At 72.1% G+C, this 16,855-nt stretch carries 15 protein-coding genes, 2 tRNA genes and 1 pseudogene; 6 read left to right on the top strand and 12 right to left on the bottom strand.

All coding sequences use genetic code 11. From position 1 onward, the window contains the following. The first annotated feature begins 154 nt into the window (after nucleotides 1-154). Entirely contained in the window at nucleotides 155-913 is a 759-nt protein-coding gene (locus OG956_RS22395) for an IclR family transcriptional regulator (RefSeq protein ID WP_330339767.1), read from the top strand. Between the two features lie 97 nt (nucleotides 914-1,010). Further along, nucleotides 1,011-1,084: transfer RNA gene (locus OG956_RS22390), tRNA-Lys, on the top strand. A gap of 61 nt (nucleotides 1,085-1,145) precedes the next feature. On the opposite strand, the gene OG956_RS22385 is transcribed toward OG956_RS22390, so the two are convergent. From OG956_RS22385 to OG956_RS22370, 4 genes are all read right to left on the bottom strand, one after another. After that, the gene (locus OG956_RS22385; RefSeq protein ID WP_330339766.1) at nucleotides 1,146-1,598 is read right to left on the bottom strand and encodes a DUF3592 domain-containing protein; all 453 of its coding nucleotides are present in this window, start codon (nucleotides 1,596-1,598) and stop codon (nucleotides 1,146-1,148) included. Between the two features lie 118 nt (nucleotides 1,599-1,716). Beyond that, nucleotides 1,717-2,322 carry a lytic polysaccharide monooxygenase auxiliary activity family 9 protein gene (locus OG956_RS22380; RefSeq protein WP_330339765.1) on the bottom strand — a complete coding sequence of 202 codons (606 nt, stop codon included), beginning with the start codon at nucleotides 2,320-2,322 and terminating at the stop codon, nucleotides 1,717-1,719. 137 nt (nucleotides 2,323-2,459) lie between these two features. Then, nucleotides 2,460-3,590: an SPFH domain-containing protein gene (locus tag OG956_RS22375; RefSeq protein WP_330339764.1), complete on the bottom strand. Its 1,131-nt coding sequence runs from the start codon at nucleotides 3,588-3,590 to the stop codon at nucleotides 2,460-2,462. Nucleotides 3,591-3,707: 117 nt separating this feature from the next. Continuing rightward, a complete protein-coding gene (locus OG956_RS22370; RefSeq protein ID WP_330339763.1) occupies nucleotides 3,708-4,805 on the bottom strand; it encodes a peptidoglycan-binding protein in 1,098 nt (365 codons plus the stop codon). A gap of 187 nt (nucleotides 4,806-4,992) precedes the next feature. Here OG956_RS22370 and OG956_RS22365 point away from each other — a divergent pair. The 4 genes from OG956_RS22365 (at nucleotide 4,993) to OG956_RS22350 (ending at nucleotide 10,183) form a co-directional block, all read left to right on the top strand. Continuing rightward, nucleotides 4,993-5,066, top strand: a tRNA-Lys gene (locus OG956_RS22365). A 161-nt stretch (nucleotides 5,067-5,227) separates the two neighbouring features. Next, complete coding sequence (locus OG956_RS22360) at nucleotides 5,228-5,977, top strand: FadR/GntR family transcriptional regulator (RefSeq protein ID WP_330339762.1); 750 nt, start codon at nucleotides 5,228-5,230, stop codon at nucleotides 5,975-5,977. A 310-nt stretch (nucleotides 5,978-6,287) separates the two neighbouring features. Continuing rightward, on the top strand, nucleotides 6,288-8,252 hold the full coding sequence (locus OG956_RS22355; RefSeq protein WP_330339761.1) for a glycosyltransferase family 2 protein: 1,965 nt from the start codon (nucleotides 6,288-6,290) through the stop codon (nucleotides 8,250-8,252). Next, the gene (locus OG956_RS22350) at nucleotides 8,249-10,183 is read left to right on the top strand and encodes a kelch motif-containing protein (protein ID WP_330339760.1); all 1,935 of its coding nucleotides are present in this window, start codon (nucleotides 8,249-8,251) and stop codon (nucleotides 10,181-10,183) included. Before OG956_RS22355 ends, OG956_RS22350 begins: the two co-directional genes overlap by 4 nt. 3 nt (nucleotides 10,184-10,186) lie before the next feature. On the opposite strand, the gene OG956_RS22345 is transcribed toward OG956_RS22350, so the two are convergent. From OG956_RS22345 to OG956_RS22305, 8 genes and pseudogenes are all read right to left on the bottom strand, one after another. Continuing rightward, on the bottom strand, nucleotides 10,187-11,215 hold the full coding sequence (locus OG956_RS22345) for a glycoside hydrolase family 6 protein (RefSeq protein ID WP_330339759.1): 1,029 nt from the start codon (nucleotides 11,213-11,215) through the stop codon (nucleotides 10,187-10,189). A gap of 261 nt (nucleotides 11,216-11,476) precedes the next feature. Next, nucleotides 11,477-12,124 (bottom strand): class F sortase, encoded by a 648-nt coding sequence (locus tag OG956_RS22340; RefSeq protein ID WP_330339758.1) that lies wholly within the window; start codon nucleotides 12,122-12,124, stop codon nucleotides 11,477-11,479. 10 nt (nucleotides 12,125-12,134) lie between these two features. Further along, nucleotides 12,135-12,695: a hypothetical protein gene (locus OG956_RS22335; protein WP_330339757.1), complete on the bottom strand. Its 561-nt coding sequence runs from the start codon at nucleotides 12,693-12,695 to the stop codon at nucleotides 12,135-12,137. A gap of 106 nt (nucleotides 12,696-12,801) precedes the next feature. Next, complete coding sequence (locus OG956_RS22330; RefSeq protein ID WP_330339756.1) at nucleotides 12,802-13,584, bottom strand: HAD-IIA family hydrolase; 783 nt, start codon at nucleotides 13,582-13,584, stop codon at nucleotides 12,802-12,804. A 247-nt stretch (nucleotides 13,585-13,831) separates the two neighbouring features. Beyond that, nucleotides 13,832-14,098 (bottom strand): annotated as a pseudogene (locus OG956_RS22320) (ATP-binding cassette domain-containing protein); the annotation flags it as partial. Nucleotides 14,099-14,106: 8 nt separating this feature from the next. After that, nucleotides 14,107-14,802, bottom strand: a complete 696-nt coding sequence (locus OG956_RS22315; RefSeq protein ID WP_330339755.1) for a phosphonatase-like hydrolase — start codon at nucleotides 14,800-14,802, stop codon at nucleotides 14,107-14,109. 8 nt (nucleotides 14,803-14,810) lie between these two features. Then, entirely contained in the window at nucleotides 14,811-15,935 is a 1,125-nt protein-coding gene (locus OG956_RS22310; RefSeq protein WP_330339754.1) for a TIGR03364 family FAD-dependent oxidoreductase, read from the bottom strand. Between the two features lie 133 nt (nucleotides 15,936-16,068). Then, nucleotides 16,069-16,824: a GntR family transcriptional regulator gene (locus tag OG956_RS22305; RefSeq protein ID WP_330339753.1), complete on the bottom strand. Its 756-nt coding sequence runs from the start codon at nucleotides 16,822-16,824 to the stop codon at nucleotides 16,069-16,071. Nucleotides 16,825-16,855: the final 31 nt, after the last annotated feature.

Raw genomic sequence — 16,855 nt, 5'->3', positions numbered from 1 at the left:
TGGCATATGCCAGAGGGCCTGCGTCCCAGTTGGGAGGGGACCGGCGGCCGAAACAAACTCGCCAACCCCCTCTCCCGGCACCGGGTTTGCCCGTTATCGTGGGACCGCAGGACCGACCCTACGGCCCAGTAAGCGAGCGCAGGGGGAGATCACCGTGGCACTGACGCACGAGCCGACCGCCCCGTACCACTCCGCCCAGGACGCGCTGCGCGTGCTGGAGATCGTCGCCCGCCGCTCCTGCGGTGTCACCGACGCCGAGCTGGCCCGCCGCACCGGGCTGCGCCCCGAGCGGCTCACCGCCCTGCTGCGCATGCTGCGCCGGGAGGGCTATGTGGAGCAGATCACCGGCGGGGCGTACGTCACCGGGGACACCCTGCGCCGGCTCACCTCCGCGCACGACCGGGAGCGCGCCGTGCGCGAGAAGCTCCAGCACACCCTGGACCGGCTGCGTGACTCGGTCGGCGCGGCGGTCTACATGAGCCGGTACGTCGACGGCGAGGTCAAGGTCACCCAGTACGCGGCCGGACCCACCACCCCGGCGGTCAACGAGTGGGTCGACTTCCGCACCGCGGCGCACGCCACGGCGGTCGGCAAGAGCCTGCTCACCCAGCTCGACCACAACGCCCGCCGCGACCATCTCTCCCGGCACAAGATGGCCCGTCTCACCTCGCGCACCATCACCAGCGACAAGCTGCTGCTGTCCCGCCTGGAGTCCCAGCCGCCGACGGTCCCGGTCCTGGACCTCCAGGAGTACGCGATCGGCACGGTCTGCGCGGCGGTCCCGATCACGGCCGGCTCCTCGGTGGGCTGCCTGGCGTTGTCGCTGCCCGTGGAGCACGCGCACCGGCTGAAGCAGGCGGCGGACGCGCTCAACCGCAACGCCGCACCGGTGCTGCTGTCGCTGACGATCTAGGTCCGACCGAGGATGGTCACGAGCACCCCCGGGGACCAGGTAGTATTTTCTTCGTCGCCAGCCGCGGAACGAGAAATCCACGGAGGGCGGGAGTCATGCGCCGCTAGCTCAGTTGGTTAGAGCAGCTGACTCTTAATCAGCGGGTCCGGGGTTCGAGTCCCTGGCGGCGCACTTTGACGAGGGCGGGGCATTCTGCGGAATGCCCCGCCCTCGATGGTTCTGCGCGGCTTTCTCACCCTTCCGTGAACATCATGTGGGCGGTCACCAGGAAGACGACGCAGAAGGCGATGGCCACGCCGAGGAAGGCCACCGCGAAGCCGGTGCCGGCGGCGAGCCGGGCACGGGCGGGCGGCAGCGCGGTGGCCCGCTCCGGCCGCTCGGGCAGGTACCGCACGGTGACGAAGTCGCCCTCCAGGACGGTCGCGGGCCCGTTCTTCTCCTCGAACCGGATGCTGCGGCCGTCGTGGGTGGTGAACTCGTGGACGTGGTGCACGGTCGTGTGCACCGAGGTGTCCCCGCCGCCCCCGCTGGTCGTGGTGAACATCCTCAGGCACCGGCCCTCGGCGGTCAGCCCGCGGGACCAGGTCCGGTTGATCCGCCAGGCGCGGCGCAGCAGCCCGGCCAGGGCCGCCGCGAAGCCCGCGATCATGAGGGTGGGCACGGCGTAGAAGAACAGCTCGAACATGAGGTCCCCCGAGGTCCGGTACGCCGTACCGCTCGGCCGGCGTGGGGGGAACGTACCCGGCGGCGGGGGCGGCGGCCCTCAAGGGAACCTCAGTTTCCGTGCTGTGACGCGACGGCCCTCAGAAGGTGACGTCCGAGCAGGCGTAGAACGCGTTGCCCGTGTCGGCGATCGTCCACACCGCGAGGATGACGTGGTGCCCGCTCAGCCCGGTCGGCAGGGTGCCGCTGTGGCTGAGGGTGGCCGGCGGGCGCTGGCCGTTGTACGGGACCGTCAGGAACGGGGTGAGGTTGAGGTCCGAGCGGGACAGGGGGTGGTTCTGGTTCCAGCCCTGCTTGGTGACGTAGTACTTGAAGTCGGTCGTGGCGTGCATGGCGGTGAACTGCCAGCGGAAGGTGTACGTCCGGCCGCCCGTCACCCTGGTGGTGGGCCACGCCCCGCCGGAGGGGGTGGTCGGCGAGCTGAGCTGGGCGAACCGGCTCAGCCCGCCGTTGCAGATCTGGCCGTCGGCGGGCCCCGCGGCCGGGAAGCCCTTGGGGCCCTCGACGCTCTGCGGCTCGTACTGGATGTCGCCGCAGCCCGTCACCGTGCCGTTGGCGCACAGTTTCTGCCTGCTGATGGGGAGGTCGGTGTAGCCGTGCCCGCTGGCGCCGCCGGTGGAGAGCGCGAACGCTCCGGCGGTCACCACGCCCAGCACGACCGCGGACAGCTTGGTCCTGGTGTGCATTCTGCCGCTCCTGAGAACGTGGGGAGTTCGATGAGCTGTGCAGGTACGTAGGTCTAGACCAAGTGTCAGGTTATTGCCGCTAGTTGAACATGTCCATACCAATCACAGGCCTTCCCGCGACGGCTCTGCCGCGCCGCTCACGCCGGCTCACCGCGCCCCGAGCAGAACGCGACCGTCAGGTCCCGCACCAGCGCCTTGCGCTCGTAGTCGTCGAGCTCGACCAGGCCGCGCGCGGACAGCCGGGTCACCGTGTCCTCCACCGCGTCCACCACCGCGCTGAGCATGCCGGCCCGCTGCCGGGCGTCCAGCCGGGCGATCCGGCCCCGCCGCATCGCGGCCGCGACCTCCGGGGCGTACTCCGCCCGCACCGGCTGCACCGAGAACACCTCCAGGCCGGCCGGCGCCGCGTCCTCCGCCACCAGCCGGGTCAGCGCGTCCCCCGCCGCCGACACCCCGCCCTCGGCCGCCGGCTCCACCGGCACCCGGGCCAGCGCCCCCTCCACACACGCCCGCAGATAGGCCTCGTGGTCGCCGACGCCGAGCAGGGCCCGCGCGGTGTCCCGCACCCGCCACACCACCAGCACCACCACCCGCAGCGGCAGCCCCTCGGGATCCGCGGCCGGCACCGCCTCGCTGCGCCAGTGCCGCAGCCGCACATCGGCCGGACGCCGCTGCAGCAGCGGGTTCACCCAGAACAGCCCGGTGCGCCGTACCGTCCCCCGGTAGCCGCCGAACAGGCCGAGCACCCAGGCCCGCCCGTCCCGCCCCCGGCCCAGTCCGCCGAAGCCGATCAACCCGAGGATCCAGGCCCCGGCGTACGCCGCCCACTGCGCCGCGCCGAGCCCCGCCCGCGGGGACACGGGCAGCCGCAGCGCGTGCACGACGCCCGGCGGCAGCACCCCGGCCCACCACGAGGTCGCCAGGCCGGCGGCGATCCCGGCCATCCCGGCCAGCATCCCGAACGCCCCGGGCAGCACCGGCGCCGGGCGTTCCACCAGCTTCGGGTCGGGCTGCGGCAGCGGCCGGCGGCGCACCGACTCGGCGCCCTCCGCGCGCGGCTGCTCACCGGTGCCCTGCCGGGCGGGCACCACGGCGGGCGGCAGCGGCGCCGCGGGGTTCACCGGGTCGGGGCCGTCACGGTAGAGCAGATGGGCCGGGATGTCGGTGGTGTCGTGGTGGATCAGCCGGGCGTTGCGCCCGCCCTCGTCCACGGCGCCCTCCGGGTGCCCCTCGGATTCGGGCGGTGTGTGTGACGTGGTCGTCGTCATGAGTGCCTCCAGCCTCCGCGCCAGATGCGCCGTGAAATGGGAATGGGATGTAGCCGTGAACGGTCGTGGGGAACAGGGGTGGGACGTGGCAGTGGGGTGCCGTGACGGGCGGGGCGGTCAGCGGCCGGCCGCCCGGTCCGGGGACGCCTCCAGGAAGAGCCGGCGCCAGGTCTCCGGACCCGGGTGGCCGTCCGCGGCGCCGCCCCGCCAGCCCTGGGTGCGCTGGAAGGCCTCCACCGCGCGCCGGTCCGCGTCGCCCCAGCGCGGCCCGGGACCGGTGGGGTAGAACCCGCCGAACCCCTTCTCCACCAGGCGCCGGCCCAGCTGCTCGATGAAGGCGTTCTCCGCGCCCGGACGGAAGTGGTGCCGGCCGGGGTATCCGGGCACGCCGTGCGAGGCGGGCGCCCCCTGCGCGGCGTACCCGGCGAGCCGCTCGATGTCCGCCGCGCCGGGGACCGCCGTGTCGGGCAGCGAGTCCTTGCTGGTGCCCGTGGTCAGGCCCTTGTAGCGGTAGGGGACGTACTTGTCGGCGTTGCTCCAGTAGGGATAGGGGGTGGGCTGACTGCGGGCGTGCGGGGGTGTCTGCTCGTAGACGGTGTAGGTGGTGTGGTCGTCGTCCGTCCAGCCGCCGAAGATCACCACGTGGGAGCCTTTCTCGGGGTTGTCCCGGTTGTGGTAAAGCAGGATGTCGCCGGGCTCCAGCTCCGCCTTGGTGATCTTCACGCCGAACCCGCCGAGGCTGCCCGTCCACTCGTTGCCCGGCAGCCCCCAGGCCATGGAGACATAGCCCGAGCAGTCCTGCCGGTAGCCGTCGGTCCAGTACTTGTCCATGCTGTACGGCACCTTTGCGGCCACCCAGGTCTTGGCCCGCTCGATGATCTCGGCCCGGGTGGTGGCCGGGATCGGGGCGGTGCCGGGCCCCGCCGGTGTGCCCTTGGGGCCGTGCAGCGGGCCCCTGGCGCCCTGGGGGGTCGCGGGGTCGTCGCCGGGGGCGTGCGCGCGCTGACCGGCGAGGTGGCCGACGGGTGCCGCGGCGGCCGGGGCGACCGCGCCGAGGACCGCGGACGCGGTGGCCACCGCGACGATTCCGCAGGCCGCGGCGGGACCGCCGAGGCGACCCGCCGACGGGCGGGGACGTGTCCGCCGGCCCTCGGCGCAGCCGGGGCAGTCACAGTCGGCGGCGGGGTGGAACTCCTCGAACGCCGGAGCCGTCATGCGATCCGCCTCACATTCGGTGGTGGTTTGTCCGCGAGTGTGCACGTTGATCAGTCTGCTAACTGGCCAGCGGACCGCCACTTTGACGGTCCGAATGATGTACACGGCCCCTCCCGGCCCCCGGGCGATCACCCGGGGGTGGTCAAAGGCACCCCCCGAGGTCGGGTAGAGTTCTCCACGTCAGCAGGCGCCGCTAGCTCAGTTGGTTAGAGCAGCTGACTCTTAATCAGCGGGTCCGGGGTTCGAGTCCCTGGCGGCGCACGATGACGATGGCGAGCCATGTCCGCACACAGCGCGGAGCTGGCTCGCCATCTCTGGTTTTGCGCGGCTTCGCCGCGCGCTGTGGGGGCTTCGCCACCCGCGCCCCCGAGCCGCGGTGAACGGATATCGAGAAGCCGAACCGGGCCGGATACGCTCTCGCCATGGCAGCCCGGGACCTGCAGGAACGGATCAAGAAGCTGATCGTCGACCGGCGGCTGCCCTCGGGCGCCCCGCTGCCGACCGAGCCCGAGCTGATGGAGTACCTCGGCGCGAGCCGGAACTCCGTGCGGGAGGCCCTGAAGGCGCTCCAGGCGATGGGGATCGTGGAGATCCGGCACGGATTCGGTACGTACGTGGGATCCATGTCGTTCGCACCGATGATCGAAGGCCTGGCCTTCCGCACGGTCGCGGGGCACTACCGGGGCGAGGACTCGCTGCTGCAGCTGCTGGAGCTGCGCGAGGCCGTGGAGACCGGGCTGGTCTCGCGGCTGGCCGGGCGGCTGCCCGCGGCGGACCTCGTCGAACTGGACGCCCTCGTGGACCGGATGGAACGGGAGGCCGCCGAAGGGGCGGGCCTCGCCGAGACCGACCGGGCCTTCCACGCCACTCTCTACCGGGGGCTGGACAACGCGCTGCTCAGCGAGGTGCTGGAGGCGTTCTGGGACGCCTTCCACCGGGTGCAGCGGGACCTGGTGGACGTCCCGCAGGACCCCAGGGTCACCTGCCGGCAGCACCGGGAGATCCTGGACGCGGTCCGGTCCGGCGACTCGCTGCGGGCGGAGAAGGCCATAAGGGACCACTTCGGCAACATCCGTGTCCGCCTCTCCACCACCGGCACGCCCCGGGCGTCCGGGACCACCGGCGCGTCCCAGCCTCCCGAGCCCCATGCGCGCCACAATGAACAGGTTTGAGCGGTAAACACCGCGTTTCGCGTCTTGCGATCATGCAGAGCACCGTAGAACCCTGGATGTCCAAGCTGCCGCCCTTTGACGGCAGTTGGGGGGAACCGGTAGCGAGACGGCGGGGAGGGGGCCCCGCTCCCGAATCGACGCCGAGGGGGGCGTCGCGCCACCGGAAGGCCGCCGTCGCCTGTCTCCGAGGTGGGGACGGCAGGGACCGCGGACCAGCACTGATTCCGCACGCGCGGGCGTGAGGGGAAGCCGGCCGGGCGGAAAGGAACCGACGCGACACGCGGTGACCCGCGTGTGGGGGGAATGACTCATGACGTCGACGCCGACCGGCGCCGGACAGAGCCACGTTCACGACGACTCGTCACAGACCACGCAGCTGAGGATGACCGACCACCGGACGGGCCAGTTACGCCGGATCAGGAGGACCCTGCCGAGATACGACTACGAGCACTACAGCCGGCTCGCCGGCCCCCTCACCCAGCCCGACCCGGCCACGCCGTACCGGGTGCGGTACCGGTCGCTGCTCTCGCAGGAGCCGCACCGCGTCCGTGCCGCGCTCATGCTGGGCGCGGCCCCCGTGCTCTCCCTGGTCCTGCTGTTCTGGCTGCTGCAGCCCGAGCACTGGACCGAACGCGACTATCCCGCCTACGACTTCCTGCCGGCCCTCGACGTCGTCATGCTCGTCTCGATCGGTCTGATCGAGTTCTTCCGCTGCATGAACGTGCTGTCGAACGCGCACGCCACGCTCGTCGCCCGCGACCCGGTGCCGGTGGTTCCGGAGACCGGCACCAGGGTCGCCTTCCTCACCACCTACGTGCCCGGCAAGGAGCCGCTGGAGATGGTGACGAAGACCCTCCAGGCGGCGGTGAGGCTGCGCCACCGGGGCCTGCTGCACGTGTGGCTGCTGGACGAGGGCGACGACCCGGCCGTCAAGGAGGTCTGCGCCCGGCTCGGCGTGCACCACTTCACCCGCAAGGGAGTGGAGAAGTGGAACCAGCCCAAGGGGCCGCACCGCGCGAAGACCAAGCACGGCAACTACAACGCCTGGCTGGAGGCGCACGGCGACGACTACGACTTCTTCGCCTCCGTCGACACCGACCACGTGCCGCTGCCCAACTACCTGGAGCGGATGCTCGGTTACTTCCGCGACCCGGACGTCGGCTTCGTCATCGGCCCGCAGGTCTACGGCAACTACGACACGTTCGTCACCAAGGCCGCCGAGTCCCAGCAGTTCCTCTTCCACGCCCTGATCCAGCGCGCCGGCAACCGCTACGGCGCCCCCATGTTCGTCGGCACCTCCAACGCCGTGCGCGTCAGCGCCATCAAGCAGATCGGCGGCCTGTACGACTCCATCACCGAGGACATGGCGACGGGCTTCGAGATGCACCGCGCCAAGAACCCGGCGACGGGACGGAAGTGGAAGTCGGTCTACACCCCGGACGTGCTCGCCGTCGGCGAGGGCCCGGCCGCCTGGACGGACTTCTTCACCCAGCAGCTGCGCTGGTCCCGGGGCACCTACGAGACGATCCTCAAGCAGTACTGGAAGGGCCTGTTCACCCTGGGGCCGGGCAAGCTCTTCAACTACACGATGATGATCATCTTCTACCCGATGTCCGCCCTCAACTGGATCCTCGCGGCCCTCAGCTGCGCCCTGTTCCTGGGCCTGGGCGCCTCGGGCGTGAACATCGACCCGACCGTGTGGCTGATGCTGTACGGCAACGCCTCCGCCCTCCAGATCGGCCTGTACGTCTGGAACCGGCGGCACAACGTCTCCCCGCACGAGCCGGAGGGGTCCGGCGGTGTCGCGGGCATGGTGATGTCGGCGCTGTCCGCGCCGATCTACGCACGCTCCCTGATGGACGCCGTACTGCGCCGCAGGAGCACGTTCGTGGTGACGCCCAAGGGCGAGTCGGCGAGCCCCGACACGCTGTTCGGGACGTTCCGGGTGCACTGGTTCTTCATCCTGGTCTTCGGCGGCTCGCTCGCCGCCGGATGCGCGCTCGGGCACTCCCACCCCGCGATGATCACCTGGGCTTCGCTGGCCCTGCTGATCACCGCCTCCCCGATCCTCGCCTGGCGGTACACGCTGCGGCGGGAACGCAGACGGCCCGCGCAGGCGGCGGCCGGACCGCAGGACGCGGTGCCCGCGGCGTACGCGGCCCATCTGCCGCTGCAGCGGCCCGCCTGGGCGGCCGGCACGGACGGGGAGCGGGCCGGGGAGGACGGGCAGACCATGCAGATCGCGCTGGGCGGACCGGGGGGACGTAAGGAATGAGGGACCAGGCCGGCCGCCGTCGCGTCCGCAGGCTCGCGATCGGTACGGCGGTGGTGCTCGCGCTGGCCGGGATGAACGGGCCGTGGGTCTATCGCTTCGGCACCGCGCAGTACCACGAATACAAGATCAACAGACCCGAGTACAAGGCCCAGAACGGCCACTGGGACATCATCGAGTTCCCGCCGCAGTACCGCCAGGACACCATCCACGCGGCGCTGCTGCACACCGGCAAGGTGCTGCTCGTCGCCGGCTCGGGCAACAACCAGGACAACTTCGACAGGAAGAAGTTCGACACGCGGATCTGGGACCCGGTCAAGGGCACGATCAAGAAGATCCCCACGCCCAACGACCTGTTCTGCACCGGCCACACCCAGCTCGCCGACGGCAAGCTGCTCATCGCGGGCGGCACCAAGCGCTACGAGAAGCTCAAGGGCGACGTCAAGAAGGCCGGCGGCGTCATGATCCTCTACAACGAGAACCCGGACAAGCCGATCACCCTGCCCGCGGGCACCAGGTTCACCGGGAAGAAGAACGGCAGGACGTTCCTCTCCCAGGACCCGGTGCTGGTCCCGCGCGCCACGAAGGTCTTCGACAAGACCGGCAAGTGGCTGCGGAACAACCCCGGTTACGGCCGGGTCTACGTCGAGGCGCAGAAGGAGGGCGCCGCGTACGAGACCGGCACCCAGGACAACTACCGCATCCAGGGCCTCACCGGCGCCGACGCGCGCAACACGTACGGGATCGCGCAGAAACTCGCCCTCGACAAGAAGGATTTCGAGGGGATCAGGGACGCCTACGAGTTCGATCCGGTCGCCGAGCGGTACATCAAGGTGGACCCGATGAACGAGGCCCGCTGGTACCCGACGCTCACCACGCTGTCCGACGGGAGGATCCTCAGCGTCTCCGGCCTGGACGACATCGGCCAGCTGGTGCCGGGCAAGAACGAGGTCTTCGACCCCAAGACCAGGAAGTGGACGTACACGAAGACGGTCCGGCAGTTCCCGACGTATCCGGCGCTGTTCCTGATGCAGAACGGCAAGATCTTCTACTCGGGTTCGAACGCGGGGTACGGCCCCGACAACGTCGGCCGTGACCCCGGCGTCTGGGACGTCGGCACCAACACGTTCACCAGGCTGCCCGGGCTGAGCGACCCGGACAGGATGGAGACCTCCGGGACCGTGCTGCTGCCTCCGGCGCAGGACGAGCGGTTCATGGTGATCGGCGGCGGCGGTGTCGGCGAGTCGGAGCTGTCCAGCAGGAAGACCCGGCTGATCGACCTGAAGGCGAAGCACCCGCACTTCGTGGACGGGCCCGAGCTGGAGAAGGGCACCCGGTACCCGCAGTCCTCGATCCTGCCCGACGACACCGTGCTGGTCTCCGGCGGCTCGGAGGACTACCGGGGGCGCGGTGACTCCGACATCCTGCAGGCGCGGATCTACCACCCGGACAGCAACAGCTTCACCCGGGTCGCCGATCCGCTGGTGGGCCGCAACTACCACTCCGGGTCGATCCTGCTGCCGGACGGGCGGGTGATGTTCTTCGGGTCCGACTCGCTGTACGGCGACAAGGCGAACACCAGGCCGGGGAAGTTCGAGCAGCGGATCGAGATCTACACCCCGCCGTATCTCTACCGGGGATCCCGGCCGTCGCTCGGCGGTGGCCCGCGGACGATCGCCCGCGGCGCTTCGGGGACGTTCACCTCGGATCACGCGGCGAGCATCAAGAAGGCGCGGCTGATCCGGCCCAGCGCGTCGACGCATGTCACGGATGTGGACCAGCGGTCGATCGCACTGGACTTCACGACGTCCGGGAACCGGATCACGGTGACGGTCCCGAAGAACCGGAACCTGGTCACCTCCGGCTGGTACATGCTGTTCGTGGACGACGACCAGGGGACGCCGAGCACGGCGCAGTGGGTTCGGGTGCCGTAAGGCTCACTTGCTGTTCTCGGCCAGGGCGAGTGCGTAACTCGCCCACCACTCCCCTGCCTTGGGCCCTCCCTTGCAGGTGCCGTCCGACTCCCCCGGGCGTTTGATCCACAGGTAGGCGTCCACCAGGGGGTCGGCCGTCCTGGTGGTGGGGGTTTCGCCCAGGGCCCGGCCCGGCGGGTTGCACCAGCGCTGGGCCGGGTCGCCCTGGGTGTAGGGGCCGTTGCCGTTGCGGCTGGTGTCGATGACGAAGTGCTTGCCGCCCACCTTCGCCGAGAGCTGCTTGCCGTAGGCGAGGGAGTCCCGGGTGGAGTAGAAGTTGGAGACGTTGACGGAGAAGCCGTCGGCCTGGTCGATGCCGGCCTGCTTCAGGGGCTGGAAGATCTGGTCGGGGTGGCCCCAGCCGGCGTTGCCCGCGTCCAGGTAGACCTTGGTGTTCCTCAGGGACTTCAGCCGGCTGACCGCGCCCCTGAGCAGGTCGTAGCGCTCCTCGTGGAACCGGTCGGAGGTGCAGCCGTCCACGAGGTGCAGGACGGCGTCCGGCTCCAGGATCACGATGGCGGAGCGGTCCTCGATGCCGCGGGCCACGGCGTCGATCCAGGCGCGGTAGGCGTTGCCGTCGGCCGCTCCGCCCTGGGAGTACTGGCCGCAGTCGCGGTGCGGGATGTCGTAGAGGACGAGCAGGGCCGTGCGGTCGGACTTCTCGGCGGCCTCGGTGAAGCCGCGGGCCTCCTGCTCCGGGTTCTCCGGGCCGATCCACTCCCCCACCGGCTGCTCGGCGATCTTCCGGATCTGCGCGGCCTCGGTCTTCTTGCCGGCTTTCTCGTAGGCGGCGAGCCGGCGGGCCGCGGTGCCGTCCGGGTTGACCCAGAACGGGTCGACGGCCTTGGGCTGCTGGGTGACCGGACCTCCCGGGTCCGGGGTGTCGTGCCCGCCCCCGCCTCCGGATGAGCATCCGGCGAGCAGCAGTGCCGCCCCCAGCACCAGCGCCGCCGACGCCCGCGCGGACGCACGGGCCCCCCTGCTGTCCTCCATGCGATTCCCCCCTGGGCGCACCGGTCCAGGTGTCCAATCGTGGCATATCCGGCGGCCCGTCACGAGGTCGCGCGGGGGCGCGGCGGGGCGCGCGGGGCGGGGGGTACGGCGGTCAGCCGGTGCTTCCGGTGAGGCAGGCGGAGACGCGCGTCTTTGCCCCCTGGACGCACCGGCCCAGGTGCCCGATCGCGGCACATCCGTCGGTTGCTCATGCGGTCACGCGAAGGCGCGGTCGGGCGCGCGAGGCGACGGGCACGGCCGTCAGCCCGTGCTTCCGGTGAGGTAGGCGGAGACCACGACGTTGGCCGTGTAGCGGTGGGCGGCGCGGTCGAAGGGGCCGCCGCAGGTGATGAGGCGGAGTTCGGCGCGGCCGGGGTGGTGGGGGGCGTAGGCCTGCCGGGCGTCGAAGCCGGCGCGGGGCAGGACGCGGACGTCGTCGATGGTGAACCGGGCGACCTTGCCGTCCGAGCGCACCACGCGGACGGTCTCGCCGGGCTTGAGGGTGCTGAGCTTGTAGAAGACCGCGGGCCGGGTCTCGGTGTCGACGTGCCCGACCAGGAGCGCCGCGCCGCGGGCGCCGGGCTTGGTGCCGGCGCCGTACCAGCCGACCACGCCCGGCTGGTCGTAGGGGGGCGGGTCGATGGCGCCCTGGGCGTCCAGGCCGCGGCTCACCACGGGGGCCTGCACACGCAGTTGGGGGATGTCGAGGCGCTGGGGCAGGGCGTCGCCGAGCGGCTGGGCCGGGCTGGGCAGCCGGGGTGCGACGGCGAACAGGCCGCCGGTGGCCGGGCCGTGCGGTACGCCGGTCACCCCGCGTCCCCACAGCCAGAGCCCGAACAGCAGCACGGCCCAGGTCAGGCCGGTGGTGAACCGCCCGGCGCCGGTGGTGTGCCCGCGGTCGTCGGTCATGGGGCGGCGGTCAGCGCGGGCCGCGGCCGACGCGGGCGCGCAGCGCGACGGCGAGGGCCGCGAGGGCGGCGAGGACCAGCCCGGTCACCGTCTGGACGGTGTCGGGGCCGGACTCGGTGGTGGCCACGGTCGCGAAGTGCGCGGTGCCGCCGCCGCCCGCGGGGACGGGGGCGACGGGCCAGGGGGCGTCGGTGGGCTCACGTCCCGGCAGCACGGCCGGCCCGGTGCCCGGGCCCGTGGCCCGGCCGGTGACCGTGAGGCGTCCGGTGATCACGTAGTCGGCGCAGGTCACCCTGACGGCGTAGGCGCCCGGCGTCAGGGTGGTGCGGACGCGGGTCTCGCCGGACAGGGTGTCCTGGCCGCCGGTCAGCCGGGCGTCGGAGACGAAGGCGTCCGAGACGGCGGTGCCCTGGGAGCCTGGGCAGCCGTGGACACGCACCGAGACGTCGGTGCCGGGCGCCGGGGAGGCGGGGGTCACGGAGACCGAGCCGGCGTCGGCGGCCTGGGCCGCCGGGGCGAACGCGGTGGCGGCCAGGATTCCTGTACAGACAGTGAGGCGTAGTGAGCCCATCGTGAACCTCCAGTTACCAGGAGGTTCCCCCGCCCCGGGCGCCCCCGCATCCTCGGGGGGCGCCAGATTACTCCGAACGGGTGGGTCAGGAGTTCATCACCGCAGGTCAGAGGACCAGGTCGACCAGGTCCGCGATGGAGTCGACGACCTGGGAGGGCCGGAAGGGATAGCGGTCGACCTGGTCGGGCCGGGTGACGCCGGACAGCACGAGGAAGGTGCGCATCCCGGCCTCCAGGCCCGCGAGGACGTCGGTGTCCATGCGGTCGCCGATCATCGCGGAGGTCTCGGAGTGGGCGCCGATGGCGTTGAGCCCGGCGCGCATCATCAGCGGGTTGGGCTTGCCGACGAAGTACGGCTTCTTGCCGGTCGCGGCGGTGATCAGGGCGGCGACCGAGCCGGTGGCGGGCAGGTCGCCCTCGGTGGAGGGGCCGACGTTGTCCGGGTTGGTGGCGATGAACCGGGCGCCGGCGTTGATCAGCCGCACCGCCTTGGTCAGGGCCTCGAAGGAGTAGGTGCGGGTCTCGCCGAGGATCACGAAGTCGGGGTCGTGGTCGGTGAGGATGTAGCCGATGTCGTGCAGTGCCGTGGTCAGGCCGGCCTCGCCGATGACGTAGGCGGTGCCGCCGGGCCGCTGGTCGTCCAGGAACTGGGCGGTGGCCAGCGCCGAGGTCCAGATGTTCTCCACCGGCACCTCCAGGCCCATCCGGTTCAGCCGGGCGTGCAGGTCGCGGGCGGTGTAGATGGAGTTGTTGGTCAGCACGAGGAAGGGCCGCCCGGACTCCCGCAGCTTCTTCAGGAAGGCGTCGGCCCCGGGGATCGGGACGCCCTCGTGGATCAGGACGCCGTCCATGTCGGTGAGCCACGACTCGATCGGCTTGCGGTCTGCCATGTGTGCGTCTCCTGGCGTGCGTACGGTCAAGAAGGGCGGGGGCGCCGGAACCACGGCGTACCGACGCCCCCAGCCTAATCAGCACGGCCTGATCCTGACCCCGGCCTCTCGCCGGCGGCCGGCTCAGCTTCCGGTGGCCGACTTCCCGTCCTCGACGTACCCCGTGAGGTTCTTCTCGATGTCGTTCCAGTCGGGCTGGAAGACCCCGACGCCGCCCATGAGTTTCGCGAGGGCGACGGCGTGGGCGGGGCAACCCCCGGTGCAGCCGGGCCGGTTCGGCCAGCATGCCGGAGCGCAGCCGGGCGTCCAGCGCGGACAGGGGCCCGTCCAGCAGGAGCACGTCCGGCCGGATGGCGAGCGCGCGGGCGAGGGCGGTCCTCTGCTGCTGCCCGCCGGACAGCTCGCGCGGGTACCGGCGGGCGTAGCCGGCCATGCCGGTCGGCTCCAGCGCCTCGGCGACCCGCTCTCGTGTCTCCGCCCTGCCCGCCTTGCGGGCCCTGAGCCCGAAGGCGACTGCCCGTCTCACCGGTCTCCGAGCAGCGCGGGCAGGCCGGCGACGGAGTCGAGGACGTGCGTGGCGCCGGCGGCGCGGAACTGCTCGTCGCCGTGGGCGCCGGTGCGCACCCCGGCGACCAGCCCGGCCCCGGCGCGCACTCCGCTGAGCACGTCGTAGGAGGTGTCGCCGACGACGGCGACCTGCCGGACGTCGTCGGCGGCCCGGGTGCGCAGGAACGCCTGAAGGACCATGTCCGGGTACGGCCGCCCGCGCCCGCCGGCGTCGGCGGGGCACAGGGTGAGCGGGACGAGGTCCCGCCAGCCGAGGGCGTCCAGGATCGCGTCCTGGGTGACCCTGGCGAAGCCGGTGGTCAGCACGACGGTACGGCCGCTGCCGGCCAGCTCCTCGACGGCCTCGCGGGCGCCGGGCACGGGTGCGGTCAGACCGGCGTCGACCAGTTCGCCGTACGCCTTCTCGAAGGCGGTGTTGGCGCGCCGGGCGCGTTCCTCGTCGCCGAACAGGTGCCGGAAGACGGAGATCTTGGACTCGCCCATGGTGGCGCGGACATGGGCGAGGTGCTCGGCGTGCCGCGCCGAGCCGGGCTCGACGCCCAGTTCGCGGGCCGCCGCCTCGAAGGCGCGCTCGACCAGGCCGCCGTCGGCGACGGTCGTGCCGGCCATGTCCAGGACGACGAGCCGGATGCCGGGGGTGTCGGGTGTCATGGGGTCGCTCACCAGCCCAGTTCGTTCGCGGTGGTCTCGGCTATGGCGGGGGCGCAGGTCATGCCGCGCCCGCCGGGCCCGGTGACCAGCCACACTCCCTCGCTCACCTGTTGGCGGTGCACCACCCGGCCGGGCTCGGTGCACTGGGCGTACACGCCGGCCCAGCGGCGCCGGATGCGCGGCAGCGGCCTGCCGAGCAGGGACTCGACGACTCCGGTGAGGTGCTCGTAGGGCTCTTCGACGGTGTCGAAGGCGAAGGGGTGCGCGTATTCATGGGTGTCGCCGATGGTCAGTCCGCCGTCGGCGCGCTGCACCATGAGCAGCTGCATCCGGTGCGCGGCGGCGGTCTCCGGCTGCGGCTGCCGGGCGTTGAGCTCGTCCAGCGCCGGGGAGGCGTAGGCCGGGTAGTAGCGGAAACTGTCGGCGTCGGCGACGGACGTCGGCAGCGGCTCGCCCAGCGGGGCGGTCTGCATCATCTGCAGCCGCACCCGGCGCACGGGCAGGTCCGGTCCGGCGAGTTCGCGGACCAGTCCGCCGAGCCAGGCGCCGGTGCACAGCACCACCGCGTCGGCCCGGTGCACGTCGCCGTGGTCGTCCCGGACGGTTCCGGGGCCGGTGACCTCGCGGACCTCGCGGCCGGGCAGGAAGGTGTAGCCGGGGGACCTCGACAGCTCGGCGCGCAGGGCGAGTTGGGCGGTGCGGGGCTCGACGGCCGCGTCCCGCTCGCAGTACAGGGCGGCCGTGAAGTCGCCCCGCAGGGCGGGGTTGAGGGCGCGGGCCTCGCCGGGGCCGATCAGCTTGTAGCCACGGTCGGCGGCGTCCGCGCGGGCCACGGCGGCCTCGGCGACGGCGAGCTCCAGGGGGCCCCGTACGGGGGTCAGGGAGCCGTTCGCCCGGAAGCCCAGCGCCGGTACCCGCGCGCCGGTCTCCTCCCACAGCTCCCGCGCCCGCAGCGCGGTCCGAAGCTCTTCTCCGCCCGCGCGGCCGCTGACCCAGATCTGCCCGAAGTTGCGCAGCGAGGCGCCGCGCGCCTCGGCCTCGCGCTCGATCTGGACGACCTGGTGGCCGCGGCGCACTGCCTGCCAGGCGTGCAGGGTGCCCACCACGCCTGCTCCGACGACTGTCACTTTCACGGCGCCCACGCTCCTCGTGACCGGGCAACCGGAGACATCCGGCTGTCGACGAGAGCGTGAACGACCCATCAGGGTTTGGGCTAGACCCGTTATCTTTCCGTGACACGTCAGATGGTCGATACGCGGTATTTCGTCAGCCTTTGAGATGCGTGGTGAAGGAGAACCGGTCGCCCCGGTACAGCGAGCGCACGCGCTCCAGGGGCCGCCCCTCCGCGTCCCGGGACACCCGGTGGATCAGCAGCATCGGCAGAGCGGGCGGGGTGCCGATGAGCAGGGCCTCGCGAGGCGTGGCCAGCACGGTCTCGATCCGTTCGTCGGCGTCGCCGAAGGCGATGCCCTGGGCGGCGAGATAGCCGTAGAAGGAGGAGTCGGGGTCGAAGTCGGAGTCCAGCCGGGGCACCCGCGCCACGGCCACGTACGTGCTCTCCAGGCCCACCCGCTCCTCGTCGGCGAGCAGCACGCGCTCCAGGTGCCAGACGGGCTCGCCCCGGGTGAGACCCGTCTCGGCGGCGAGGGCGTCCGGGCAGGGGAAGCGGTCCAGGGTGACGAGCGTACGACCGGGAGTGCGGCCCTGCCGCCGCACGCCCTCGGTGTAGCTGGCGAGGGACAGCGGCTGGGCGAGCTTGGGCCCGGCGACCACGGTCCCCCGCCCCTTGCGCCGCAGCCGCCCCTCCAGGACCAGCTCCCGCACGGCCTGCCGCACCGTCTCCCGGGCGACGTCGTACCGCTCGGCGAGATCCCGCTCGGTGGGGATGACGCTGTCCTCGCCCAGCTCCTCCAGCAGGGCGGCGATCCGCGCCTTCACCGCGTAGTACTTGGGGATGCGCCCGTGCTCGGGGATGCCGGAGCGGACGGGGGCGCCGGGGGCCTGGTCGTTCGGGTAGTCCACGCAGGGATCGTCGCAGACGGCACGGGCGGCG

The organism is Streptomyces sp. NBC_00557 (genome assembly GCF_036345995.1).
Taxonomy (GTDB): domain Bacteria; phylum Actinomycetota; class Actinomycetes; order Streptomycetales; family Streptomycetaceae; genus Streptomyces.
This window is presented reverse-complemented; position numbering and strand designations above follow the sequence as displayed.

Excerpts from the sequence above, each read along its gene's own strand:
- OG956_RS22350 (WP_330339760.1), top strand. The coding sequence starts at position 8,249 with ATGAGGGACCAGGCCGGCCGCCGTCGCGTCCGCAGGCTCGCGATCGGT.
- OG956_RS22315 (WP_330339755.1), bottom strand. The coding sequence starts at position 14,802 with ATGACACCCGACACCCCCGGCATCCGGCTCGTCGTCCTGGACATGGCC.
- OG956_RS22340 (WP_330339758.1), bottom strand. The coding sequence starts at position 12,124 with ATGACCGACGACCGCGGGCACACCACCGGCGCCGGGCGGTTCACCACC.
- OG956_RS22380 (WP_330339765.1), bottom strand. The coding sequence starts at position 2,322 with ATGCACACCAGGACCAAGCTGTCCGCGGTCGTGCTGGGCGTGGTGACC.
- OG956_RS22355 (WP_330339761.1), top strand. The coding sequence starts at position 6,288 with ATGACGTCGACGCCGACCGGCGCCGGACAGAGCCACGTTCACGACGAC.
- OG956_RS22385 (WP_330339766.1), bottom strand. The coding sequence starts at position 1,598 with ATGTTCGAGCTGTTCTTCTACGCCGTGCCCACCCTCATGATCGCGGGC.
- OG956_RS22330 (WP_330339756.1), bottom strand. The coding sequence starts at position 13,584 with ATGGCAGACCGCAAGCCGATCGAGTCGTGGCTCACCGACATGGACGGC.
- OG956_RS22335 (WP_330339757.1), bottom strand. The coding sequence starts at position 12,695 with ATGGGCTCACTACGCCTCACTGTCTGTACAGGAATCCTGGCCGCCACC.
- OG956_RS22375 (WP_330339764.1), bottom strand. The coding sequence starts at position 3,590 with ATGACGACGACCACGTCACACACACCGCCCGAATCCGAGGGGCACCCG.
- OG956_RS22345 (WP_330339759.1), bottom strand. The coding sequence starts at position 11,215 with ATGGAGGACAGCAGGGGGGCCCGTGCGTCCGCGCGGGCGTCGGCGGCG.
- OG956_RS22370 (WP_330339763.1), bottom strand. The coding sequence starts at position 4,805 with ATGACGGCTCCGGCGTTCGAGGAGTTCCACCCCGCCGCCGACTGTGAC.
- OG956_RS22360 (WP_330339762.1), top strand. The coding sequence starts at position 5,228 with ATGGCAGCCCGGGACCTGCAGGAACGGATCAAGAAGCTGATCGTCGAC.